The sequence below is a fragment of the Nevskia soli DSM 19509 genome (assembly GCF_000711955.1).
GTDB classification, from domain to species: domain Bacteria; phylum Pseudomonadota; class Gammaproteobacteria; order Nevskiales; family Nevskiaceae; genus Nevskia; species Nevskia soli.
Genome location: NZ_JONR01000021.1, coordinates 1 through 25,525, shown reverse-complemented (window position 1 = coordinate 25,525; position 25,525 = coordinate 1). Strand labels below are relative to the sequence as shown.

13 protein-coding genes and 1 pseudogene are annotated in these 25,525 nt (G+C 64.1%); 2 read left to right on the top strand and 12 right to left on the bottom strand.

The window, feature by feature from the left end; translation table 11 throughout:
• Positions 1 to 191 precede the first annotated feature (191 nt).
• The 6 genes from BP26_RS0112030 to BP26_RS0112005 all read right to left on the bottom strand — a co-directional run bounded on the left by BP26_RS0112030 (position 192) and on the right by BP26_RS0112005 (position 10,534).
• Positions 192 to 818, bottom strand: coding sequence for a response regulator transcription factor (locus tag BP26_RS0112030; protein WP_029920830.1), 627 nt, complete (start codon positions 816 to 818; stop codon positions 192 to 194).
• Positions 805 to 3,456 (bottom strand): PAS domain S-box protein, encoded by a 2,652-nt coding sequence (locus BP26_RS27585; protein WP_084183030.1) that lies wholly within the window; start codon positions 3,454 to 3,456, stop codon positions 805 to 807. The genes BP26_RS0112030 and BP26_RS27585 overlap by 14 nt, the downstream gene beginning before the upstream one ends.
• 175 nt (positions 3,457 to 3,631) lie before the next feature.
• Positions 3,632 to 5,902: a hydantoinase B/oxoprolinase family protein gene (locus BP26_RS0112020; protein ID WP_051748894.1), complete on the bottom strand. Its 2,271-nt coding sequence runs from the start codon at positions 5,900 to 5,902 to the stop codon at positions 3,632 to 3,634.
• Between the two features lie 30 nt (positions 5,903 to 5,932).
• Positions 5,933 to 8,122, bottom strand: a complete 2,190-nt coding sequence (locus tag BP26_RS0112015; RefSeq protein WP_051748893.1) for a hydantoinase/oxoprolinase family protein — start codon at positions 8,120 to 8,122, stop codon at positions 5,933 to 5,935.
• 4 nt (positions 8,123 to 8,126) lie between these two features.
• On the bottom strand, positions 8,127 to 8,567 hold the full coding sequence (locus BP26_RS0112010) for an acetone carboxylase subunit gamma (protein WP_036516735.1): 441 nt from the start codon (positions 8,565 to 8,567) through the stop codon (positions 8,127 to 8,129).
• A 2-nt stretch (positions 8,568 to 8,569) separates the two neighbouring features.
• Positions 8,570 to 10,534: a hydantoinase/oxoprolinase family protein gene (locus BP26_RS0112005; protein ID WP_029920825.1), complete on the bottom strand. Its 1,965-nt coding sequence runs from the start codon at positions 10,532 to 10,534 to the stop codon at positions 8,570 to 8,572.
• Positions 10,535 to 10,826: 292 nt separating this feature from the next.
• Between BP26_RS0112005 and BP26_RS31095 the strand changes: the two are divergent.
• A pseudogene (locus BP26_RS31095) lies at positions 10,827 to 12,234 on the top strand (4-hydroxyphenylacetate 3-hydroxylase N-terminal domain-containing protein).
• On the opposite strand, the gene BP26_RS0111995 reads toward BP26_RS31095, so the two are convergent.
• The 5 genes from BP26_RS0111995 to BP26_RS0111975 form a co-directional block, all read right to left on the bottom strand.
• A complete protein-coding gene (locus BP26_RS0111995; RefSeq protein WP_036516733.1) occupies positions 12,159 to 14,591 on the bottom strand; it encodes an efflux RND transporter permease subunit in 2,433 nt (810 codons plus the stop codon). The pseudogene BP26_RS31095 and the gene BP26_RS0111995 overlap by 76 nt on opposite strands.
• Before the next feature lie 22 nt (positions 14,592 to 14,613).
• Positions 14,614 to 16,011 carry a tetratricopeptide repeat protein gene (locus tag BP26_RS26655; RefSeq protein WP_036516731.1) on the bottom strand — a complete coding sequence of 466 codons (1,398 nt, stop codon included), beginning with the start codon at positions 16,009 to 16,011 and terminating at the stop codon, positions 14,614 to 14,616.
• On the bottom strand, positions 16,008 to 17,537 hold the full coding sequence (locus tag BP26_RS0111985; protein ID WP_029920822.1) for a class I adenylate-forming enzyme family protein: 1,530 nt from the start codon (positions 17,535 to 17,537) through the stop codon (positions 16,008 to 16,010). The genes BP26_RS26655 and BP26_RS0111985 overlap by 4 nt, the downstream gene beginning before the upstream one ends.
• The gene (locus tag BP26_RS0111980) at positions 17,537 to 18,700 is read right to left on the bottom strand and encodes an acetyl-CoA acetyltransferase (RefSeq protein WP_029920821.1); all 1,164 of its coding nucleotides are present in this window, start codon (positions 18,698 to 18,700) and stop codon (positions 17,537 to 17,539) included. Before BP26_RS0111980 ends, BP26_RS0111985 begins: the two co-directional genes overlap by 1 nt.
• A 399-nt stretch (positions 18,701 to 19,099) precedes the next feature.
• Complete coding sequence (locus BP26_RS0111975) at positions 19,100 to 20,110, bottom strand: AraC family transcriptional regulator (protein WP_029920820.1); 1,011 nt, start codon at positions 20,108 to 20,110, stop codon at positions 19,100 to 19,102.
• A gap of 141 nt (positions 20,111 to 20,251) precedes the next feature.
• Here BP26_RS0111975 and icmF point away from each other — a divergent pair, with 141 nt between their 5' ends.
• Positions 20,252 to 23,518 (top strand): fused isobutyryl-CoA mutase/GTPase IcmF, encoded by a 3,267-nt coding sequence (icmF, locus tag BP26_RS0111970; protein WP_029920819.1) that lies wholly within the window; start codon positions 20,252 to 20,254, stop codon positions 23,516 to 23,518.
• Positions 23,519 to 23,707: 189 nt separating this feature from the next.
• Here the strand turns inward: icmF and BP26_RS0111965 are convergent, their stop codons facing one another.
• Positions 23,708 to 25,063 (bottom strand): tyrosine-type recombinase/integrase, encoded by a 1,356-nt coding sequence (locus BP26_RS0111965; protein WP_029920818.1) that lies wholly within the window; start codon positions 25,061 to 25,063, stop codon positions 23,708 to 23,710.
• Positions 25,064 to 25,525 lie beyond the last annotated feature (462 nt).

Sequence of the window (25,525 nt, the reverse complement as noted above, 5' to 3'; positions counted from 1 at the left end):
GCGTAGTGAAATGCCGCAAGCAATTAGGGAATTCCCCTATTCCGGCCGGGTACTGCGCACGGGAGAAACATGGAGGGAAAATGCCGGAAATAGCGCGCGCAAGGATGCGCAAGGCCGTAAGGACTCGCCGTTCTCCGGTTTTTTTTGCAGGGGGCTTATTGCCGCAGCGGGGGCGGCGCCTACCGTCAGCTCTACTTGGCTCCAACGCCTCGGCGCGCGTTGAGGATCAGGTGCACCAGGGCGGGATAGTTGGACACCTGCATTTTACGCATCACGCGCGCGCGGTGCGCCTCGACGGTCTTGTAGCTCACGTCCAGGTCGCGCGCGATGGCCTTGTTGCCTTGGCCGGCAACCAGGCGCTCCAGCACCTCGCGCTCGCGATCGGTGAGCGCAGACAAGCGCTCGGTGACTACCGCTGTCTCCGCGCGGTCTCGCCGCGCCTGGCGGTCCGAGGCCAGGGCACGGCGCACACACTCGAGGAACACCTGACTGTTGGGCGGTTTCTGCAGGAAGTCGATGGCGCCGCCACGCATGGCGCGCACCGCCAGCGGTACGTCGCCGTGGGCGGAGAGGAAGATGATGGGAATGGTCAGGCCGACCTGGTTGAGGTGGTCCATCAGCTCCGGGCCGCCGATGCCAGGCATGCGCACGTCGAGCACGATGCAGCCGTGCGCGGTGGGAGTCAGCTTCTTGAGCAGGGACTCAGCCGACTCGAAGGCCTCCACGCGCAGCTTGACCGACTCCAGCAGATACTTGAGCGAGCGCCGCACCGGCTCTTCGTCGTCGACGATAAACACCGTTTCGTCATCGTTGGTCATGGTCCGTCGCCATCTGTGGCAGATTGAAGCTGAAGGTGGCGCCGCGATGGGTATTGGCACCCACCGTGATCTTGCCGCCGTGCGACTCGACGATGGAGCGGCAGATCACCAGACCCAGCCCCAGACCGTTGTTCTTGGTCGAGAAGAAAGGATTGAAGATACTCTTGGCATCGTCCGCCGTGACGCCGTGGCCGCGGTCGGCCACCGCCACCTCGACCCACTTGCGGCCGCGCGCGCGGGTGCTGACGCCGAGGATGCGATGACCCTCTGGCATCCCCGTCATCGCCTCCAGGCCGTTCTTGATCAGGTTGACCATCAGCTGCTTGATCTCCAGCGGATCGAGCATCAGCGGCGGCAGGAAAGTGGAGAGCGTTAGCTCGATGGTGCCGCCGATCTGGCGCCGCTCAATATCCATGAAGCGCACCACCTCGCAAATCACTGCATTGAGATCGCACATCACTTTGTTCGGTTCGTGGCGTCGCACGAACTGGCGGATGTGCTTGATGATGTCGCCGGCCTGCTCGGCGTAGTACAGCGCCTGCGAGAGGGTGTCGTAGACGGCTTCGCGGTCGTAGTCTCCAGCCTCCAGCCGCAGGCGGCAGCCGGAGAGGTAGTTGACCACCGAGCTGAGCGGCTGGCCCAGCTCATGCGCCATCGCCGCCGCCATCTCGCCTAAGGTGTTGACGCGCGAGGCGCGTGCCAGCTCCAGGCGCTTGATGCGCTCCTGCTCCTCCAGGCGCTTGGTCTCGGTGGTCTCGCGGTGCGCCACCACCGCGCCGAAGGACTTGACCGGGATCGGCGCGCTGGTGACGTTGAACCAGCGCACCGCCCCTTCGGCGTTGCGCATGCCGACTTCGAACTCTGGGATGGTACGATTCTCGCGCAGGGCGCGGGCATCGGGCAGGTCGTTGCGGCGCATCACGCTGCCGTCGGGGTGGATCATCGATACGCGGGCGTTCTTCGCGCCCTTGATGCAGGCGGAGAGCTCGGCCTTGGGGATCATCCGTGCCATCGCCTTGTTGACCTCGACCACGTCGCCCTTCATGTCCGTGACCAGCATGCCCACGGGCGAGGTCTCGAACAGCACGCGATAGCGCTTCTGGCTCTCGCGCAGCTTCTCTTCGATGCGCTTGCGGCGGGCGATCTCCTGCTTCAACGCCTCGTTCTTCTTGCGCACCTCGGAGGTGCGCTCCTGCACCAGGGCTTCAAGGCGCTGGTGGGCGCGCTGCAGGGCCTCCTCGGCGTCCTTGCGGCGCGATACATCCTGCAAGATCCAAATTGCGGTGCGCGGCGACTGCCCCGGCGGGTCGAGCCGCTTGCCCGACACTGCGCACCAGAACAGCTGGCCGTTCTTGCGCCGCATCAGGCGCTCATCGGAGTAGATGCGATGGGTATGGAAGTAGCGGTAGACCGATTTGCCGATGCGCAGGAAGTCGGACTCGGAAGGGTAAATCTGCAAGAACTCCTTGTTGTCCAGCTCGCCGGGTTCGTAGCCGAACATCTGCTCGAAGCGGCGGTTGCAGCGCATGATGACGCGGTCGATGCTGTAGCAGATGCCGACGATGGCGTTGTCGAAGATGACTTGATAGTCGGCGGTTGCCCGCAGCAGCTGCTCAGGGTCGGCCTCGGTGCCCGACGGCGACGCTCCGCCACGCGGCGCCGCGCACGGCAACCGCGGCGGAGCAGGCGCCGGGCGCTGCGGCATTGCTGCGCTGCGGCGCGCGCGGCTGGCTGACGCCGGCCGCGTCAGGTCGCTGCCGAGGACGTAGGCGGTGCCAAGCCGGCGGCCGCCGTTATGGATCGGGATGGCGTCGGCGCATAGCCGCAGCGCCTCGGGACTGGAATTGAAATCCTGCTCCTGGCCACGGCCGGTGCGGATTAGCCGGCCGCGGTCGTCCACCAGCACCAGCTGCTCGGCGCGGTAGCGCGAGCACAGCGTTTCGTAGCGCCGCACCAGTTGCTGCCGCGCAGCACTGATCTCGGCGCCGACGTGGGTAGAGATCGAGCGCGCCAGCGAGGTAGTGAGGTTCAGCGCCTGCTCGCGGTAGTCGCGCTCGACGGTGGTGAAGTCGATCACGCCGATGGGGTCGCCGAACTCCGGGTCCAGCAGCGGCGTGGCGGCGCAAGTCCAGCTGTGCCAGCCCTCGCAGAAATGCTCGGTGGAATAGACGTGCACCGACTGGCGCTTGAGCAGGGCCGAGCCCATGCCATTGGTGCCCGCAACCGACTCTTGCCAGCGCGAGCCTTCCACCACCCCGGAGCGGTCCTCAGCCAGGCGGCGCACGCTGTGGTCCCCGTCGATATGGAGGATCACGCCGTCGCGGTCGGCCAGCAGCACGATGCCCGGTACGTCGTGCAGGCGCTCAATGACTCCATCGATGTAGGGCCGGGCGATGCTGACCAGCTGGCGGTTTTCCTCGAGGTGGCGCTGGAACTCCTCGTCGGCGCATCTGACGCCGATACGGCGTGTCGGGTCGACGCCGTCGCGGGCGCAGCGCTGCCATTCGTTCACCAACAGGCGCGAATAGGGGTCGTGCAGTCCCGCCGCATCGACCTCGCCCGAGTTGAACCGCTCCCACAAGCTGTGCACGCGCCTGCGGTCCTTCTCGAACCCAATGTACGGATTCCTGTTTGGCATCGCCGTCCTCCACAGCCACGCCTGCCCTTTTTCTAGTCTCAGGATCGTACACCGGCCTGTAGTCGATGAATAGCCGGCATCGCTCCTTGGGCGCTGCTCCGCTTCCGGCCGGTTTGCATCTTGGGGCGACGCGTCGCTGTGGCCGGCCCCGGCCAGGCCGGCCACAGTCTTCTTCTCAGCCGCGGCCCTTGGCCTCAAGCGTACGGATGCGATCTTCCAGCTCAGCGATGCGCACGTCCTTGGGATTGGGCATGAACACCGCCTCGATGTTGTCGGCCCTCATCACCTTGCGCGGCACACCGGCGAAAGGCCCGGCGTAAATCGTGCTGCAGTCCTCGCCCCAGCAGCCATAGTACGGAATGTTGGCAGGCGGCTCTGGCTTGCTCCAGCTCTTGACGAACTGTTTGAACGGCACGCCGCGCTTCTTGCGGGCGGCGCGCTCGGCGTCACGCGCCTTCTGTGTCGCATCGCGATCCAGCACCAGGGTCTCCGGGTTGAAAACCGCCTTGTACACGCGCCACGCCGCCTCGTGCGAGATCAGGTTTTCCTCGATGTCGCGGATCACCAGGTCAGGGTCGCGCTCCAGCACGTCGCCATAGCCGCCGCCACTGCCCTGCATGATCATGTACAACTCGCCGCGGTTGCACAACTCAAACTGCAGGCCCATGTGGTGCGTGCTGTACTTGGCGCCCTCGAACGGTTGCTTGTTCATGATGTCGACGATGGAGAACTCCCACTTCTCCGGGTGGCTCTTCATGATCTCGAAGGTATCCACACCCTTGACCTTGCACAGCGGGTAGGTCGGCGAGGAATAGCCGCCGAACAGACCCGGCGTGCTTGAGACCTTGGAACCAATGCAGCAGACCATGAAGCCCCACATGTTGCTCTTCAGGTTGGAGGCAATCATCTCGTAGCCCTGGCCACCGCGGTATTTGCCGAACGCCTGATTGTCGCACATGATCTTCTTCGACACGATCTGGATGAACGGCACCTCTTCCTCGTTCAGCTCCTGCTCGCCGGTGTCGGCCATGGAGGCGAAGATCGGCGCGATGGCATGCTCGCCGTCGCGGTCGGCGCGGGCGCCACCACCCATGCCATTGAGGTCTGCGCAAAGGTTTCCCACCATCTCGTTGTGCTGCGTCATGCCGCCCCAGATGAAGGTACGGATCATGTTGTGCCAGGGCGCGATGACCTTGGTGAACTTGGCCGGCGTGTTGTACAGGAACTTGGCCACGCACAGCTGCGCCGCAGTGAACGCCGGGAAGAACGTCATCATGCTCTCGGCGTTGGGCGTCGTGTAGGACGAGCGCAGCGTCGACTTCGGGTCGCAGATCACCCGGATCGGCGCAAACACCGCCTGGTTGCGCGGCAGGTCGGGCCAGACGAACATCAGGAACAGCTGACACAGCATGCCCTTGAGCGAGGACAGCACCGTGTTGTTGCAGCGGTTGGCGAACTCTGGGCTGGAACCGCGGAAGTCGAGCACCAACTCGTCACCCTTCTTCTCCATCTCTAGGTTGATCTTGATCAGGCAGTTCTCGCGCAGGGTGCTGTCCGCCATCACCACTGTGCGTACCTTGCCCTCCGGCCACTCGGTGAGGCGGCGCTGCACCTCGGTCTTGGAATCCTCCAGGCCGCGGCGCAGGGACGAGATCACCGCGTCCACGCCGAACTCGGCGATGGCCGCCTTTACGCGCTGCTCCAGGCGGCGGCACACGAACAGCTTGACCTTCATGTCCTCGTACTGCAGCTTCGGCTCGCGCACCGAGTTCTGCAGGTAGGTCACCAGGTCCTTCTTCAGTTCGTAGTTCTCCACCACCTTGAACGGCGACATCTTCAGGCCTTCGTCGTAGACCTGCTCCGCCGCCGATGGCATACCGCCCGGCTCGATCGCGCCATTCTCGCCTTCATGCACAGTGGCGCCGGCCCAGGCTACCAGCTTGCCCTCGTGGAAGATCGGGATGATCAGGCTCTGGTCGGTGTTGTGAATATTGCCGTAGCGGGCATCGTTGTGGATGAAACCGTCACCTTCGCGGATGCCGACGGTTGGCTCTTTCTCCCAATACTTCTTGATGAACTTGATCGGGTGATGCACCAGGCAGGCGAATAGCAGCACGCCACCGGTGCTGCCGACGGCCAGGTCGCCGCTGGGGGTGAAGATGCCGGTGATGAGGTCACCCCATTTGGCCCCCGGCGCCGCGCCCATCTGCTCGAGCATCTCGAAAGTCTCGTTGCAGCCCGCCTGCAGGCGATCGCGCACCAGGGCCAACACGGCCGGGTCGCTCTCCTTCTTCATCGCCTTGTCTTCCGCGTCGGTGCGCGGGGCAATGTCGTGGTTCTCCATGATCTCGGGGTCGGGCCCGAGGAACAGCACGTTGTCGGCGAGGAACTGATTGATCAGATCCTGCTCGCGCTTCTGATCGCCGATGTTTTCTGACTTTCCCATGATGTACTCCGATATAGGGTGGACGCGTCGTCAGGCGACGACGGACTCGCCGACGGTGGTGGTAGCGTTGCGCGCGTGCGGGTTGGCCACTCCGATGCGGGTGAACCAGGCGGCGCCGTGCTCGCCGAGCTCCAGGCGCCAGCCCGGCTCGACCAGGTAGGTGGTTACCGGCGATATCACCACCGCCGGGGCTTGCACCACGTGGCCGGGCTCCAGCTGCCCGATCTCGTAGACGTCGGTGTCGAGCGGCTCCTTGTGGTCGACGAACCAGCACTTGCGGCGCTCCACCGGCGCTGGCGGCTTGCGGCTCTGCCCGCGAGGCGCGATGTCGCCGAAGCGCACCGTCTCCAGCTCGACATAGCTGAGCACGCGCACCGTGTTGATGCGAATGCCGGCTTCCGGCGCCTCGCTGCCCTTGCCGAAGCGGTGACCGTAATCGGCGGAGAACTGCTTGATCAGGGCCATTACATCGTCCATGCTGCGGATGCGCGAGCTCGGCGACACCACCGTGGTCTGGACCAATTGGTTACCGAATCGCATGTCCAGCTCCAAGCGGTGTTTGATCTGCTCGCGTGCCATGCCCTGGCGCAGCAGGTCCTGCCGGCCGGCTTGCTCCAGCTCCTCGACGATGGTGTTGAAGCGGTCATAGTCGGCCAGGAGCTTGCGCGAGGTGCTGTCGTAGATGTACATGAACAGCGAGCGTTCGTGGATGTGCAGTTGGTGCATGTTGCCCGCGCCCACTGCCGAGAACACCGAGCAGAATGGGGGCACCAGGATGCGGTTGATGCCCAGGATGTTGGCGATGCCACAGCTGTGCAGCGGACCGTTGCCGCCGTAGGCCAGCATGGTGAAGGTGCGTGGATCGTAGCCGCGGGCGCGCAGCTCCTGGAAAATGCCGTTGGCCATGTTGGCGTCGACGCGGCGCTTGACCATCATCGCCGCCTCGATCGGCGAGCAGTTCAGCTCGTCGCAGATGCTCTCCTCCAGCGTGTTCTTGGCGCGCGCCGGGTTGAGCTTGATGTTGCCGCCGGCATAGCGCTCAGAAGACAGGTAGCCGAGCACCAGGTCGGCGTCGGTCACCGTCGGATTGAGGCCGCCGCGGTCATAGCACGCCGGGCCGGGGTTGGAGCCTGCGCTGGTCGGGCCCACCTGGACCGTGTGGTGCAGGCGGTCGTAGCGGCAGATCGAGCCGCCGCCGGCGCCGAGCGTGACCAGGTGGATCATCGGCACGCTGACCAGCCAGCGTTCGATCACCGGGTTGAAGTCGTAGTGCTTGACGCCGCCCTGCACCACCAGGCCGATGTCGAAGCTTGTGCCGCCCATGTCGGTGCAGATGACATTGCCCAGATCGGCCTGCATCGCCAAGTGCTCGGAGGCGCTGACGCCGGCCACCGGGCCGGAGTGGATGGTCTGCAGCGAGTCGGTGGAATTGAGCTGCGCCATGCCGCCGGAGTTATGGATCACCAGCATCGGCCGCTGGTAGCTGGACTCCCGCAGGTTCAGCTCCAGCGAGCTGAGGCCGTGGTACATCACGTCGTGCAGGAAGGCATCTATGATCGAGGAAGACCAGCGCACGTATTCACCCTTGCGCCCCGCCACCTTGTGCGACAGCACCACCGGCATAGCACCGAGCATGTGCTCGGGATATTCCTCGAGCAGAATCTCCTCCACCCGCCGCTCGTGCGCCGGGTTGGTGACCGAGTTGACCAGGCCGACGACGAAAGCCTGGGCGCCGCGGTCAACCAACTTGCGGATCTTCTCGCGCAAGTCGTTCTCGTCCAGCGGCATGACCACATCGCCCACCGCGTCGATGCGCTCGCGCACCGCGGCGATCATCGGGATCGGCACCAGCGCGTCGGGCCGGTCGGCGGCCGGCAGGTTGGACTGGTCCGTGTGGTCCAGACCTTCGCCGTAGCCGCGGCCGCGCGACAACGGTACCGAGCTCTCGTAGCCCGCGGTGACCAGCAGCGCAACTTTCGGCCCCTTACGCTCAATCAGCGCGTTGGTGCCCAGGGTGGTGGCATAGCGTACCGAGTCGACCTGCGACAGCACTTCCTGCACGTCGAGCCCGACCTTCTGGCAGGCGTTCTGCAGCGCCTCGCGGAACCCGACGGAGAGGTTGTGATGGGTGGTGAGAGCCTTGGACTGGATGTAGCGGTCGTCCCAGGTGAAGAAGCAGTCGGTGAAAGTGCCACCGATGTCCACTGCAATGCGCTTCATGGTCTTAGTGCCCTCCGTGCCGGTGTTGCGCCTTTTCCTTGCGCGAATGGGTGTGTTGCGCAAAGTGGGCCATGTCGGGGCCGGCGAGCTCGCCGGCGGTTAGCGGCTTGCGGGTCTTCCACTGCGCCTTGAGCGCGTCGATGTCGAAGTCCATGTCGTGCACCGGTGGGTGGCCGGGCGGCAGGTACTCGACTTCCACCATGGTGGCGCAGCTCGGGCAGTAGTACTCAAGGATCTGCACCCAGCTCGGGTCCGGCGCGAAGGTGAACTCGTACATCTCCGGGTCGAGGACCGGCTTGTGGATCTCGCGTGGGTCGCGGGCGTGGACCAGCAGACCCTCCTTGTACAGACCTCGCGCCGGGCCGATTTCGTGGCCGCACACACGGCACAGCCACAGCTCGCGATCGAGGTCAATCTCCAGATACTCCGTCATCGGTACTTTCATGTTCAGTTCTTCTCGCTTTGCTTGTTCAGGACTAGGTCACGGTTGTCGTTGACCAGGAAGCGCCAGCCGCTGGCGACATAGCAGGTGAAGTACTCCTCCTCCACGATCGCCGGGCCCATGCCCCACTGCCCCGGCTGCAGCTCCTCGTGGCGGAACAGCGGCAGACCCTTAGCGGTGAGATTCCCCGATTTGGCCGGGTCGTCGGCCAAGCGCACGGTGCGCGCTTGCCGGGTCTGCGCCTGGACGCCAGCCTTTGTGTCCACCGCGCTGAGATGGAAGTGCGGGATCTCTTTGGTGGCGCGCAGCTGTACCCGCAGGTCGGCGGCCTCGTACGCGCCTTCCGGCAGCTCGGCCTTGCCATTGAGTCGGTGCACCGTGATCTGACCGTCCTTGCCGGCCCAGCTCAACGACTTCTCCACCGTGCAGTCGCCGAGGTCGAAGCCCTCGGCATACATGTCGCGTTGCGCGCGCTGGTTGAGTTGCTCCAGCAGGGCGCCGAGCGACTTAACGCTGGCATCGCCCAGCGCAGCGTTGTAGCCGTGGGCGATGTCGCTGAAGCCAATACCGAAAGCGCTGAATACCGCCGCCATGCGCGGCACGATGATCTCGCGCAGGCCGAGCCGCTCCGCCACCTTGCAGGCGGACATCGGGCCGGCGCCGCCGAAGGCGAGCAGCGAGGTCTCCTCCGGCTTGCCTCCCAGGTGCGACATCGCCGCCGCAATCTTGTCGACGTAGGCGTGCTCCATCTCCGCCAGCGCTTGGTCCAGCGACAGGTTCAGCGGCTTGGCCACATTCTCGATGACAGCGGTGCGGGCGCGCTCGGCATCGAGCTTGAGCGAACCGCCGAAGTAGGACTCGCCGTCGAGGATGCCGAGCAGCAACAGAGCGTCGGTGATGGTTGCCTCCTTGCCACCGTAGCCGAAACAGGCCGGGCCGGGTGCACCGCCCACGCTCTCCGGCCCGACGCGCAGCTTGCCGTCGACGACGCGGAATACCGAGCTGCCGCCGGCGCCGAGGCTTTCTACCTCGCACAGCGGGAAGGATATCTGCACGTCCTCCAGCTGGCCGCGGCTGTCTTCACGCACCGTGCCGGCCTCGACCACGCCGATGTCGGTGGTGGTGCCGCCGATGTCCATGGTCAGCACCGTCTTGCGGCCGTAGTGCTGCGCCAGGGCTTTGGCGCCCTCCATCCCGCCGCGCGGACCGGAGCCCCAGGTCTTCAGCGCGATGGTCTTGGCCACGCGCGAGGAGGTGCCGTCGTTGCAGAAGATCAACAGAGGGTTGCGGGCACGCCGCTCGCGCAGCACGCCCTCGGCGTTGTAGAGGAAGCGCTCCATCGCCGGGTGCAGGAAGGCGTTGAGCAGGCCGCTCCAGGTGCGGCGGGCGTCGTCAGCATCGTCCGAGAGCTGGTGCGAGTAAAGGATCGGCACGGCGCCGAGCAGATGGCGCGGATAACGCAGCAAGGCGAGTCGCTTGATGCGGCTTTCGTCCTCCACCAGCTTGCCGCCGCCGAGGCTCACCACCAGGCGGTTGGCACCGCGCGACATCAGCTCGTTGATGGCAGAGATCACCTCGGATTCCAGCGCCTCGTCGTTCAGCGACAGGTCCAGCTTGGCGATGCGGTCGCCGACCAGAGCCTGCAGCAGCTCGTCCTCGGCCTGGTTGCGCACCAGTGCCTTGCGGTCCTGGCCCACCGGCAGCAAAAGACCCAAGCGGGGCCCCTTGCGCTGCACCACGGCATTGGTACCCTGGGTAGTCGAATAGCGGATGTAATCCACTTCCTCCAGCAGCGTATCCAGCCGAGCCTCGCCGTAGACCCGCCTGGATATCTGGCGCAGCACTTCGATGAAGCACTGGGTCAAGTCGTGCGGCGTGGTCAGGGTCTTGGCATGAAACACCTTGCCGTCGGCGATGACGCAGGCATCGGTCAACGTGCCTCCGTTGTCGATGCTGATCAGCATTCCCATGAACTCTCCTCGTCGATGCGTTTTGTATCTGTGTGGGCCGGCACTCTGGCCGGTCTGCAAACGGTAGACGCCGCCCCGAGACCGCTCAATTAGTAGGCTGCCCCGTTTATGTAGGGATTTCCCTAATATCCCTGCATCAAGCGCGAAGGCCGGGGCGGGAAAAACCTGCTTTGGCGCGTGCCCTTTCCAGTACGGCGCTATCGCGACGGAGCATCCGCGGTAGCAGCGCTCGGCTTAATCGCCTGCGCCGCCCCGCGCAGAATGCCGCTCCACTCCGCCCTGGAGACGAACGATGCTGATGACCGCCGAGGACCACCGCGAGTCCCTGCGCCGCTACGCGCCATGGGTGTTCGTCGATGGCATGGCAGTGGCGCACGTGCCGGCCCATGCCACGCTGATGACAGCGCACCAGGACGGCGCCTGGTTAACCGCATGCTGCACATCGACCAGCACTCCGAGGACCTGCTGCGCAAGCTCAAGGCGGTGCGCCTGGTCTGCCGCGAATCCGGGTGCGGCCGGCCGACGCCGCGCACGGCAGCGACTACCACGCCCGCTTTCCCGCCTGTCTGGAACAGGTGCGGCAGCAAGACCTGACGCTGGGCATCGCCATGACCGACGCCAAAGGTGATCGCTCTCTGCGGCCAGGGCAACAACGCAACCCCGACGTCTACGTACACATCGTGGAGCGCCACCCCGGCGGCATCGTCATCCGCGGCACCAAGGCCATCGTCACCGGTGCGCCGTACATGCACGAGTTCCTGGTGATGCCGTGCCGCACCCACACAGCAGAGGAGGCGCACTTTGCCGTGTGCTGCGCGGTGCCGGTCGACGCCCCGGGGTGACCATCATGGCGCGGCCCGTAGGCCGACCGAGCGAGCGCGCCGCCATGTTCTCGGCGCGCTACGGTAGTCCACCGGCGTGGTGCTGTTCGCCGACGTGTTCGTGCCGTACGAGCGCGGGTCCTCTCCGGAGAGCATGTCAAGGTTGGCGTGCAGACCACGTCCTACGCCACCAACCACCGCCATTCCTGCATTGGCGCACGCGCCGGCTTCGGCGACCTGCTGATCGGTGCCGGCACCCTGATGATCGAAGCCAACGGCCTCGACCCGGAGCGCCACGCCCACATCCGCGACGCCATGGTCGAGCTGATCGCCATCACTGAAGGCTTCTACGTCTGCGGCGTCGCCGCCTCGGTCTACCGCACGCCCTGCGCGGCCGGCTCGGTGCAGCCGGATACGGTGTTCGCCAACATCGGCAAGCTGCTGCTGGCCACCCGTATCTACGACATGCACCGTCTCGCCCGCCATGTCTCCGGCGGCCTCATCGTCGTCCTGCCTGGTCCGGACGAGGACCACAACCCGGAGATTCGCACCAGCCTGGCCGAGGTACTGGCCGGCCGCGACGAGGTACCGGCCCAGCGCCGCCTCGGGGTGGCGCGGCTGGTGGAAGATCTCACCTCTTCCTACCAAGGCGGCTGGTACTCGGTCATTTCACTGCACGGCGGCGGCTCGCCGGAGGCGACGAAGCGCGAGATCCGGCGCAACTGCCCGGTGCCGGACAGGACCGCCCTGGTCGAGCGCCTGCTCGACCGCGGTGTGCTGGACCAGGGGCAGCTCCCCCCGGCTCAGTCTGACCGCTGCTGCCCCGCCGGCTGCGTCACGCCGGAGTTGCCGGCGGCGAAGCTGAACTCCACCGGCTGAGGGTGAAGCCGCCGTACGAAGGCCGGCTTGACCAGCCACACCAGCAGTGGCAGCACCACCAGGGCCAGCACCATGTTGATCAGCATGATGATGATCAGCAACAGCCCCATGTCGGCCACGAAACGCAGCCCAGAGAGAAAGTACCAGGGTGCAATGCCCAGGATCATGATCATGGCGGTGAACAGGATTGCCTTGCCGGTGGTGCGCAGGGCGCCGGCGATGGCCCGCTCCCAGTCGCCGTTCGCCGCCAGGTATTCCTCGCAGATGCGCGACAATAGGTAGATGCCGTAGTCGATGCCGACGCCGACGCCGATTGCGGCTACGATCAGCGAGTTCACGTCCAGGCCCACGCCCATCAGGTGCATAGCCGCGTACAGCACCTGATTGGCCAGATTCACCGGGATCAGCAACAATGCTCCTGCGCTGAGCGAGCGGTAGGCCACGCTGCACGAGGCCAGAATGAACAGGTTGAGCAGCGCGATCACTACCACATGGAAGCGTGCGATGACCCGGTTCACCGCTTCCTGCAGGGCGATGGTACCGGTGGCCAAACGGATACGGAATGCTTGGTGATCGGCACCCACTTCGTCCACAGCGGTGCGCGCCGCGGCAAGCGCGGCGTCTACCGTCTCCTGCTTGTTGTCGCGGTACCACAGGGAGACGGTGGTGTTCTCCATGGTGAAGTTGACGACGTTACCGAAATTCTTGGCGCTGGAACCCATCATCACCGCCACCGCCGCCGCGTTCACCGCCGTGTCGTTTGGATCCAACGGTAACCACTTAGGATTTCCACCGCTGAACAAGCGATTGCCTTCGGCGACGTAGTCGGCGAACGACAGTGTGGCGCGCGGTGGCAGCGCCCCATCCTCCAGCAGTCGCTGTAGGCGCTGCATGGTGAGAATTGTGTCGGCCTGGTTGGCGACCCAGTTCGGATCCTTCTGGTTTTTCGCCTCGAGGACGATCTCCAGAGTGTTCACCCCGGGGAAGCTGGCATTGATAGCCCGCACCGCAATGTTGAACTCGGAGTCGTCCCACAGCAGACCGCTCCCCTCCACAGGGTTGCCGAAGCGGATCTGCTGGGCGATGCCGATGGCCAGCGCCGCGCTGGCGAACACCACCATCGCAGTCCAGCGCGCGCACCGGCCGCAGCTCAGGCTGGCGACGGCGCCGAGCACGCCATGCAGGTGTTCATGGACGCCGGAGCGGCGCGCTACCAGGCGCTCGATGTCGCGCGGCGGCGGCAGAGAAGCCAGCAGCAGCGAGATGAGCCCAACGCCGGTGGGGATCAGCCATACCGCCCACATGCCGCAGAAGATGGCGTGGCGCACCATCGCCGGGATAGGCGCGGCGATGACAATGAAGATGCCGAGGATGTCGGTGACGATGCCCAGCACCGAGGGCGCCATCATCAGCGCCATCGTGGTTTCGGCGGCGCGGTGGCGGTCGCGCAGCTGGGCATAGACCTCGTAGAAGCGCTCGGTAAACTGCACCGAGTGCGAGAACGAGCGCGCGGTGAGCAATAGCGGCACCACCATCAACAGCGGCTCAATCGAGATGCGTAACCAGCCGACCAAGCCGAAGGCCCACACAGCTGCGGTGGCGCTGGTGACGATAGGCGTGAGTACGCCGACCAGGTTACGCATGTACAGGGCCAGTGCCATCACTAGGGCGCCGATGGTGATAGCAAAGATCGCGATCATCTGCCGCTCATACTGGTATACCCAGCCGATCAGTACCGGCTGGCCGGCCAGCTCCACCTCGTGATCGACATCGCGCGCCGCTTCCACCAGCCCTTGCACGTAACGGAAAGCGACACCGTAGTCGACGCGCTGCTCGATGAAGGTAGCGGTGATGAGGGTTGCGTGCTCATCGCGCGAGATCAGGAAAATACGCACGTTCGGCGCCTTGTCGACCCGATCGCGAAAGCGCTGCACCTCCTCCAGCGTGCGCGGTGGCGCGTCCCCCATCAGCGGGCGCATGTCCACTCCGAAGGGCGTCGCCTCGGAGTAGCGCGCCTTCTCGGTGGTGATGGAGAGGATCTGGTCGTGGTCCACGCCCGGCGCCAGGTCGATGTCGCGGGTGAACTTCCAGACCTTGGCCAGGGTAGCCGCATCGTAGATGGTGCCATTGCGGTGGCGGATCATCACCGCCATGGTCAGCGGATTGCCAAAGCCAGGATGGTCTTTGTAAACCTGCACGAAAGGATCATCCTTCGGCAGAAGGTCGGAAAAAATGGTGCGCAGCTGCACCCGCGGCAGCCCTGCGGAGAAGAACAGCGTCACCACCGCGAACAACGCCCAGGCCAAGCGGCGGTGCGCCAGCATCCAGTGTGCGATGCGCCAGCGCAGCGCATACATGGCGCTCAGTTGCCCTCCCCGCTCAAGGCTGCCCCAGCCGCTGCAACTCGACCAGCGCCAGCCGATGTTCGATATAGCCCGCCGGGCACTGTTCGCCAGCGACCTTAAACAGCGACAGCGCCCCGGCGCGATCGGCGCCGATGAGACGCATCTCACCCAAGTAGGCACTGGCTTCGCACTGCTTCTTGCGCTGCAACTCTGGGACGGCGTCGCGCGCCGCCGCCAGCAAGCGCTCGCCATCGATCCGCCCCAGGAGCAGCTCGATCACTGGCGAGGGCCAGTCACCGCCATCGAGTGCAGCGGCTCCGCGGCGGAGCTCATCCGTCCCGTCCTGCCCGGCGCGACGGCGTGCCAGGTAGCGCCAGATAAGCCGATACTTGGTATCGAGGCCGCCATCACTCCCGGTCGAGAAAGCCAGCACGCCGTCGGTGGGCATCGTCAAGGCACGCGAGATGTCCTGCGCAGCCTCGGCGTAGCGACCGGAGAAGAAGCGCGCGCTGCCTAGGCTGAAATGAGCATCGGCATTACGGCCGTTGAGCGCCAGAGTGGACTGGTAGTCGGCGATTGCCTGCTCATACTCTCCACGTTCCAGATATAGGCCGGCGCGATTGAAATAGGCCCAGGGATCGCGCGGGTTTAGGGCGATGGCGTGGCCATAGTCGATGATGGCGCTCTCGGCTTGGCCACGCGCAGCGTTGGCATTAGCGCGATTGTAGTAGACGGTGGCGTTGCCTGGGTCCAGGCGTAACACGGCGTCGTAGTCGGCGATGGCGTGCTCGAGGTCTCCGGCAGCGCGGTAGGTGTAGGCTCGAAATAAATAGGCCTTGGCATATTTCGGATCAAGCCGCAGCGCTTGGCCAAGGTCGGACAGGGCGCGACCGTTATCGCCCATGTCCTTGTAGGCCAGAGCGCGGTTTAGATACACGGCCGGATTGCCTGGGTCAAGCTGTGCCGAGAGGTCGTAGTCGGCCAAAGCCCGCGTCAGATCAGAGCGGCCGCGATAGAGATTGCCGCGGCCGCTTAGCAGCACGGCGTTACGCGGCTCCAAGCGCAGCGCTTCGTCGTAGTCGGCAAGCGCTTTTTTCACTTCACCCAAGCTCCACCAGGCCTCAGCGCGCTTGCCCAGCACCAAGACATTGCGCGGATCGGCCTGCAGGATCAGATTGTAGTCGCCGATCGCCTGCTCGTAGTCGCCCGACAGTTCGTAGGCGCCAGCGCGATCGTAATGCGCTGCCATGCGGTCGTGCTGGGACAGCATCGGGTCTTGGATCGCCGCAGTGTATAGCGCGATGCCGATCTGCATGTGCCCCTGCTCCTCCTCGCGCATCGCCGCCCGCAGGCTGCTGATGCCATCGGCGCCCGCGGTGCAAGCCAGCCCCAGGAACAGCGCCGCCGAGAACTGCGCGGCGCGGCACCTCATCCAGCCGCCAGTTGTTCGCGCAAGGCGGTTTTCAGCACCTTGCCGTAGCTACTCTTGGGCAGAGCCGGGACGAAGCGGTACTGCTTGGGGCGCTTGAAGCGGGCGATGGTCTGCAGGCACAGATCATCAAGCTCACCGGCGTCTATTGGCCGGCCATCCTTCGTAACGACAAAGGCCACCACCTCCTCTCCCCACTCGTCATGGCGCTGGCCCACCACCGATACCTCTTCCACCTGCGGGTGCTGCAGCAGCACCTCCTCGACCTCGCGTGGGTAGATGTTGGATCCGCCACTGATGATCACATCCTTGGAGCGGTCCTTGAGGGTGAGGAAGCCGTCCTCGTCGAAGCTGCCGACATCGCCGGTGAACAGCCAGCCATCTCGGATAGCCTGTGCCGTGGCTTCGGGGTTGTTCCAGTAGCCCTTCATCACGCTCGGCCCGCGTACCACCACCTCTCCGGTCTCACCCTGCAGCAGCGCGCAGCCCTGGGCATCAGCCACCCGTACCTCCACCAGGGTCTGTGACACTCCGACCGAGGCAATGCGCTCCAGATAGCGTGGATGCTCACTGTCGCCCAAGTGATGGCGGCTCAGGGCTGTGATGGTCATCGGCGTCTCGCCCTGACCGTAAATCTGCACGAAGCGCTCGCCCATCACGCGCAAGGCGCGGCGCATATCCTCGACATACATGGGGCCGCCACCGTACACGATAGTGCGGAAACCGGAAGGATCCGCACCGGTGGCCTCGACATAGTCGACCAGGCGCTTGACCATGGTCGGCGCAGCGAACAGCGTCAGGCGACCGTGATATTCAGCCAGTTCTAGCAACTCCTGGGGGTCGAAACCACCAGAGCGCGGGATGATGTGACGCGCTGCGCCGATGATGTGCGGGAAGTTGAGCATCCCCGCGGCATGCGACATCGGAGCGGCATAAACCGTGCCGTCATCCGGTGACACCGTGTCCAGATCCATGAAATAGCAGGAGATCATGGTCAGCAGGTTGGCGTGGGTCTGCATCACACCCTTGGGCCGCCCGGTGGTGCCGGAGGTGTAGAATAGCCACGCGATGTCGTCTTGGGCACGAAACAACGGCTCGGCCATCGGTTCGGCGCGGTACAGGCGAGCGTAGTCCAGTGTGCCCGGCACGAACACCCCGCGCAGCCGCGGCTGCCCGGCCCAGTTCTTGGACTGCCCAACGAGGTCAGCCGATACAAATAGGGCGGCGGCGCCGGAATCCTGCAGGATATATTCGACCTCTCTGGGATGCAGCTTGAGGTTGATCGGCACCACCACCAAGCCGGCGAACCAAGCGCCATACAGTATCTCTAGATATTCCGGCGTATTGGACATCCACAGGCAGATGCGCTCGCCCGCGGCGAGGCTGAGGTCATGGCGCAGGAAGCTACCGACGCGGGCGGCGCGCAGCGCGAGACCACGGTAGTCGCAGAGCAACTCTTGGCCGTGGATCAGGGCGGGACGCTCGGGGAAGGTAGCGGCAGTACGGACCAGCAGGCGGGCCAAGTTCATCAGGCCGCCTCCAGGATGCTGGCGTAGTTGGCGACCGCCGTACCCCCCATATTGAGAATGCCGGCCAGCCGCGGCTCGCGGACCTGGAACTCGCCCGCATCGCCGCAAAGCTGCATCGCCGCCAGCACGTGCATCGACACGCCGGTAGCACCGATCGGATGGCCCTTCGCCTTGAGCCCGCCGGAAGGGTTCACCGGCAGGGCACCGTCCGGATAGACCATGCCGCTGTCGAGCGCGCGCGCACCCTCACCCGGCGGCGCCAGTCCTAGAGCCTCGTAGAGCAACAGCTCGGCGATGGTGAAGCAATCGTGCAGCTCGATCAGCGACAGGTCGGACACTGCGCAGTTGGCTCGAGACAGCGCCTGCTGCCAGGCACGCCTCGGGCCCTCCAGCGCGGCCATGTCATGGCGCGAGGTGGGCAGGTAGTCGTTGACTTGGGAGTGGCTGAGGATGCGCACCGCCCTGCGCATCGCCAAGGAGGTGCGCTCATCAGCCAACACCAGGGCTGCGGCACCATCGGAAATCAGCGAGCAATCGGTCTTGCGCAACGGCGCGGCGATCATCGGGTTCCGCGGTGAGACGGAATTGCAGAAGTCGAAGCCCAGATCTCGGCGCATCTGCGCATAAGGGTTACGCACGCCGTTGGCGTGGTTCTTGGCCGCGATGCGCGCCAGCACGGCGGAGTGATCACCGTAGCGGGCAAAATAGGCTCTTGCGATATCCGCGAATAACCCGGGAAAGGTCATGCCGCGGCACGCTTCTTCCTGCACGTAGCTGGCGTTCGCCAGAATCGCAGTCGTCTCCGCCGTGGATGCGCCGGTCATCTTCTCCGCGCCCACCACCAGCGCCAGGCGCGCACGTCCGGACTCGATCGCGTCTATCGCCGCAAACACCGCCGCTGCGCCTGTGGCGCAGGCGTTTTCCACCCGCGTAGCCGGCTTCCAACGCAGACCATCATCGGCTTGCAACACCAACGAGGAGGTAAACGAAGTGGGCACGAAGCCACCGTTGAAATGGCCGAGCCAGATTGCGTCGATATCTGAACTCTCGACGTCTGCGTGCTCAAGGGCTTGCCGTGTGACCTGCACGATGAGTGACTCTAGTGTTTCGTTTTCGAGCCGCCCGAAGGGCGAATGTGCCCAACCTACGATGCAGGCGCTCATTGGCCCGATTCTCTTCGTACTGCCATGACGATAGCTCTCCACAGCGTGCGCCACCAAGGACGGGGGCAGGTCACACTATGTCCGCTGGCCGCGACCGCCAACAATTAGGAAAGACACTCGCCGACTTAGGGGATTCCCTATTAGTGCAGAAGAATCAGACCTTCGGCCGTCTAAGTTCCACGCTGTCGGATTTCATATTCCGCCATCGCGGAAAATGGATTTTGCCTGCCCACTGCAAGCGCTGCTGCCGCCTGGATTGCATACAGAAGTCGGGACTTCCGCCAAAGCTGCAGAGTCGAGTAATGCAGAACATCGGTTGTCAGGCGATGGCGCTATTCTGATCGTCACGGCTCATAACGGGAGCCAGCTATCTGTCGCAGCAAAGCTGCGAGCGGGTGCTTAGTCTCGCCGATAATCACCCGGCCGCACCCCGGTCCATTGTTTGAAGGCGCGGCGGAACGCGCTGGGCTCGGCAAAACCGAGGGCGGCCGCGATATCGCATACGCTCAATCCTGATTCAGCCAGATGGCGAACTGCCAAGTCACGCCTTAGGACATCGCGGATCTCGCGCAGCGAAGTACCCTCCTCCGCTAATTTGCGATGCATGGTCGAGGAACCCAACCGGAATTCGCGCGCCAGCGTTGCCTGGTTGGGCCAGGATTCCGGCGGAAGGCTGCGAAGTCGGCGGCGGAGGCGCGAAGCCAGGCTCTGATCGTCGCGGTACTTGAGGATGAAGTTAGCCGGCGCACCCCGCAGGAACTCGCGAGCACTAGCCGCCGTCTGCATCACCGGCTGCGTCAGATGACGGGCGCTGATCACTATGCAGGTCTCGGTGCCGCCGAACTGTAAGTCGTCGCAGAAAATGGAGCGGTATTCCGGCCACCAGGCAGGCTGGGTATAGGCGAAGCTGGCGCGGCGAATCGGCACGCGTCGGCCCACCAGCCAACAGAGTAGTCCATAGGAGATCACCAACAGCGTTTCGTGTGCAAAAGCCTCCAGCTCGGGCTCCCGCCCAGGGCGCGAGCGCAAAACCAAAAAGGCCTCCGCACCGAGAGATTCCACTCGCATCACCGTATCGTCGAGCAGGATGTTGAAGAGACGGCTCATGCGTTTCAGCACGCCGTCGAGGTTGTCAGCATTCAAGCAGTGATGGCACAACGTTGAAAAGCTGCCTACCTTCATGCGCCGTGCGTCCAGTGCGAAAAACTCGTCATCGAGCACTGCAGAAATAGCCAGCCACAGCGCGCCAAAGCTCTCCGGCGTAACTCGGGCGCTGTCTGAAAGCAGGAGCGTCGGCGCAATGTTGCAGCGTAGCAATACAGGCACGGGGTCATGGCCGCGGCGCACCAGTGCCTGCGCCGCCTGCCGCACAAAATCGATGGCAACGCTGCCCTTTCCTGTTTCCGCCATGTGCAGGATTCACCTCGCCGAGCTTGAATTCCACCCGTGGCAGATTCTCTCACGAATCGCGGGATTTTTCGGCATATGTGGGATTGCGCGAGAAGCCTAGACTCTCGCCGTTATACCTCCACCGGGCCGTCCCCACCCGCCATGAATGATCTCTCCGTCGCCAAAACCGCCGCTCCCTACAAGGCCACGCACAAGGTGCGCTTCGTCACCGCCACCTCGCTGTTCGACGGCCACGATGCCTCGATCAACATCATGCGCCGCATCATGCAGGGCACCGGCGCGGAGGTGATCCATCTCGGCCACAACCGCTCGGTCGGCGAGATCGTCAACGCCGCGCTGCAGGAGGACGTGCAGGGCGTGTGCATCACCTCTTACCAGGGCGGCCACGTCGAATTCTTCAAGTACATGGTCGACCTGCTGCGTCAGAACGGCGGCGAGAACATCAAGATCTTCGGCGGTGGCGGCGGAGTCATCGTGCCGGCCGAGATCCGCGAGCTGATGAGCTACGGCGTGACCCGCCTGTATTCGCCTGAGGACGGCGCCACGCTCGGCCTACAGGGCATGATCGACGACGTCATCCGCAGCAGCGATTACGACCTCTGCGCCCAGGCTCCGGCGGAGGGCGAAGCGCTCGACGCGCTGCACTCCGGCGACCGCCGCAAGCTGGCGCAGGTCATCACCGCGGTGGAGAACGGCTCCTACCCGGCCAACGTGCGCCAGGCCCTCGTCGCCGTGGCGGCCGACATCAAGACCCCTGTGCTCGGCATCACCGGCACTGGCGGCGCCGGCAAGTCCTCGCTCACCGACGAGCTGATCCTGCGCCTGCGCCTGGACCAGGAGGACCGCCTCAAGGTCGCTGTCATCTCCATCGACCCCTCGCGCAAGCGCACCGGCGGCGCCCTGCTCGGAGACCGCATCCGCATGAATGCGATCGAGACGCCGCAGGTGTTCATGCGCTCGCTCGCCACCCGCGACACCGGCAGCGAGCTGTCCGCCGCGCTGCCGGACGTGATTGCCGCCTGCAAGCTCTCGGGCTTCGACCTGATCGTGGTCGAGACCTCCGGCATCGGCCAGGGCGACGCCGCCATCGTGCCCTTCGTCGACCTCTCGCTGTACGTGATGACGCCCGAATTCGGCGCCGCCTCGCAGCTGGAGAAGATCGACATGCTCGACTTCGCCGACTACGTCGCCATCAACAAGTTCGACCGCAAGGGCGCCGAGGATGCGCTGCGCGACGTCTCCAAGCAGTACCAGCGCAACCGCGGCCTGTTCATGCAGCCGCCCAACACCATGCCGGTGTTCGGCACCATGGCCTCGCACTTCAACGACGACGGCGTCACTGCCCTGTACCAGGCCCTGCGCGAAGGGCTGGAAGGCAAGGGCCTCAAGCTGCCCGCTGGCAGGCTGCCCAAGGTCAGCGTGCGCCACTCCAGCCTGGGCCGCGCCATCGTCCCGGGCGAACGCGTGCGCTACCTCGCCGACATCGCCGGCAATGTGCGCGGCTACCACAAGGAACTGGCACGGCAGGCGCGCGTGGCGCGCGAGCGCCAGTCCCTGCGCATCGCCAAGGCCTTGTTCGAGGCGCAAAACCAGCCGCTGAGCGGGTTCGACAGCATGATCGAAACCAAGGACGGCGAGCTGAGCAAGGAGGCGAAACGCCTGCTCGATCAGTGGCCCACGGTGCAGGCGCAATACGCCGGCGACGAGCAGGTGACCAAGGTGCGCGACAAGGAGCTGCGCACCAGGCTGACCACCGAGTCGCTCTCCGGCAGCAAGATCCGCAAGGTGTCCCTGCCCTGCTTCGACGACGAAGGCGAGACCCTGCGCTTCCTGATGAAGGAGAACCTGCCGGGCTACTTCCCCTATACCGCCGGCGTATTCCCGTTCAAGCGCGAGGGCGAGGATCCGACGCGCATGTTCGCTGGCGAAGGCGACGCCTTCCGCACCAACCGCCGCTTCAAGCGCGTCTCCGAGGGCATGTCCGCGCACCGCCTGTCCACCGCGTTCGATTCGGTCACGCTCTACGGCTGGGACCCGGACCTGCGCCCGGATATCTACGGCAAAGTCGGCAACTCCGGGGTGTCGATCGCCACCCTGGACGACATGCAGGTGCTGTACTCTGGCTTCGACCTGTGCGCGCCGACCACCTCGGTGTCGATGACCATCAACGGCCCGGCACCCATGATCCTGGCGATGTTCCTCAACACCGCCGTCGAACAACAGATCGGGAAGTTCGTCGAGGCCAACGGCCGCCAGCCGGACGAAGCTGAGCACGCGCAGATTAAGGCAAAGACCCTGTCCACCGTGCGCGGCACGGTGCAGGCCGACATCCTAAAGGAGGACCAGGGCCAGAACACCTGCATCTTCAGCACCGAGTTCGCGCTAAAGATGATGGGCGATATCCAGGAATACTTCGTCGCCAACAAGGTGCAGAACTTCTACTCGGTGTCGATTTCCGGCTACCACATCGCCGAGGCCGGTGCGAACCCGATCAGCCAGCTCGCGTTCACCCTGGCCAACGGCTTCACCTACGTCGAGAGCTACCTCGCGCGTGGCATGCACATCGACGATTTCGCGCCGAACCTGAGCTTCTTCTTCAGCAACGGCATGGACCCGGAGTACACGGTGATCGGCCGCGTCGCCCGCCGTATCTGGGCAGTGGCGATGCGCGAGCGCTACGGCGCCAACGAGCGCAGCCAGAAACTAAAATACCACGTGCAGACCTCGGGCCGATCGCTGCACGCCCAGGAAATGAACTTCAACGACATACGCACCACGCTGCAGGCGTTGATCGCCATCAACGACAACTGCAACAGCTTGCACACCAATGCCTATGACGAGGCGATCACAACGCCGACCGAGGAGTCGGTGCGGCGCGCCATGGCGATCCAGCTAATCATCAACCGCGAGTTCGGCCTCGCCAAGAATGAGAACTCCCTGCAGGGCAGCTTCATCGTCGACGAGCTGACCGACCTCGTTGAGGAAGCCGTGCTGAAGGAGTTCGAGGCCATCGCCAGCCGTGGCGGCGTGCTCGGCGCGATGGAGACCGGCTACCAGCGCGGCAAGATCCAGGAAGAGAGCCTTTACTATGAGCACAAGAAGCACGATGGCACCTTGCCCCTAATCGGCGTCAACACTTTCCGCAACCCACACGGCGACGCCCAGCTGGAGACGATCGAGCTGGCCCGCTCCACCGAAGACGAAAAGCAGTCCCAACTCAAGCGCCTGGAGGATTTCCACAGCCGCAACGCCAAGGACACCGCCGCGATGCAGCAGCGCCTGCGCCAGGCCGCGATCGACAACGTCAACATTTTCGAAGTGCTGATGGACGCGGTGCGCGTCTGCTCGCTCGGCCAGATCACCCAGACTCTATTCGAGGTCGGTGGGCGCTACCGGCGTAATATGTGATATGTGCACCTCGAAGGAGCTCCCTTGCTGCGTTGCAGGCAGAGGGGCCGCTTTGGGCCTTCATTGCGGACCTGCTGCCCGCACCCCGAAAGCCGACGTCCGCTCAATCGGGGTTGTCTGGTCTGTCTGAAGATTACGCAGTTTCTGCGTGGCCAGCCCGCTGCAGCAGGCCAAACGAGACAGGCTTAACTAGCCATTTGAAGCAGCGAACGATGCAGACTGCGCGGTCCGGCCGAACAAATCGGAAAGGTCGACCGTAGGGGTCGTAGTTTCTGGCTGTGAATCACCGGCATTGAACTCCTCTTTCCACCGCTTTTGAATGAATGGCGGCAATGCACGGGATTCGAGCATGCGGCCAAGGTGCGCGTCGCCGAGCAACTCAGCCCACAATCCGAGCGCCTCTCGCCGCTCCTCAATCAAGTCACCCGCCTGGTATATCTCGGTCAGACCTCCCAGCGAGTGGTTGAGCGACCGCTCGATCACGTCATCACGGCAGCCCAGTGTCCGCAGATAGGAGCGCGCGGTGCTTCGCAGATCGTGCGGACAAAAATCCCGCATCGGTCCGCCTAGGCGTTTGATCACGACGTTCAGGGTGGTCCGACTCATGTGCTTCGCGCTGCTACGCCAGTTCCTCGCTTGTCGCGGCAGCAGGTAGCCAGATTCGTTCCTGAACGGTTCAAGCTCGCGCACCCAGCCCACCACGATCGGCGCCAGGGGAATTGTGTATTCCCGACGAGCCTTGTTACCTCGACGCGCCGCAGGCACCGTCCAGATACCCGTCCGAAGGTCGAATTCCTCCCAGCGAGCTTCCAGCAATTCTGACTTGCGCACGCAGGTCGCCAAAAGGATCAAGATGGCTACCCGATTGACGAGCCCGACCTCGTTAAGCTCCGCGCAAAGGGACATCAACTCGATCGGCGTCAGCTGCAGGCGCTTGCGCACAGAGGGCTTCTTGCCCAGAACTGCCGAAGGCTTCAAGTTCCGAAAGGGATTCTCATCAATCACAGACGAGGCGCAGGCATAGGACATTACGGTCGACAGGGATTCCCATATGCGCCGGGCAACGGAATGCGACCTCTCCTTGACTGTCCGGATCAGCCCAACCACTTCTTGTGGAGTCAAATCGCGGGCGAGTCGTGACCCAATTCGAGGAAGAACGTCCTTTTCGAACAGAGACCGCGTGTTCTTGACCGTAACAGGGGAAAGCTCCGGGCCACGGTGCTCCACATATTCCTCGAAGAGCTCGGCGATGGTGAAGTTGCCGCGCTTACGCTCCTTCCTGACTTTCTTCTCGTATGCGGGGTCCTTTCCGGCTGCTATATCGAGCCGGACCCTGCTCGTCTCCAGCCGAGCCTCCTTCAGGCCGATCTGCGGCCACCGACCCAGGGTGATTTCGCGCGGCCGACCGGCATAGCGGTACCGCACAATCCAGGAAGCTGTGAGATTGTTGGAAATCGTGAACGTCAGGCCTTCGCCGTCAGCGATGGCAAGGGGGCGCCCCTCGAGCAACAGCTTGCGAATAGAAGCATCGGTCATCCGGCCCATATGTGAAACTCCGTATAGATGTGTAGTCAGGTCAGCATAAAGCGACTACAGCTACACATCTAGCTACGCAAAACGGGCGGTATGACTCGGTATTTTCTGGGATATTACTGAATAATAAAGTTATTGAAAACAAACAATTAATAAATAAAACGGGATTTCTTAGGATTTCCTTGGACATCACCCAATAATCGTGCCGCCGAGATCGATACCGATTCGCAGCTCAGGGGGTTGTGACATGGTGCATGCGGCTGGGACTGTGACGCGTATGTAAGCACATCGGCGGCGGTGCCGGTTTGCGAAAAGTGGAGGTGCGGCGTACTGGCGGGGTCGAGATCGTCCGGCTCGATGAGTTCTCGAGCTTGCGATGCTTAGAGCCTGTAACAGAATGAATCGCGCCTGCGACGGCGGTCATTTTTGCGCAGTGCAAGTCGGACAGAGTGCGGCATGGTGATTCCATGGTGC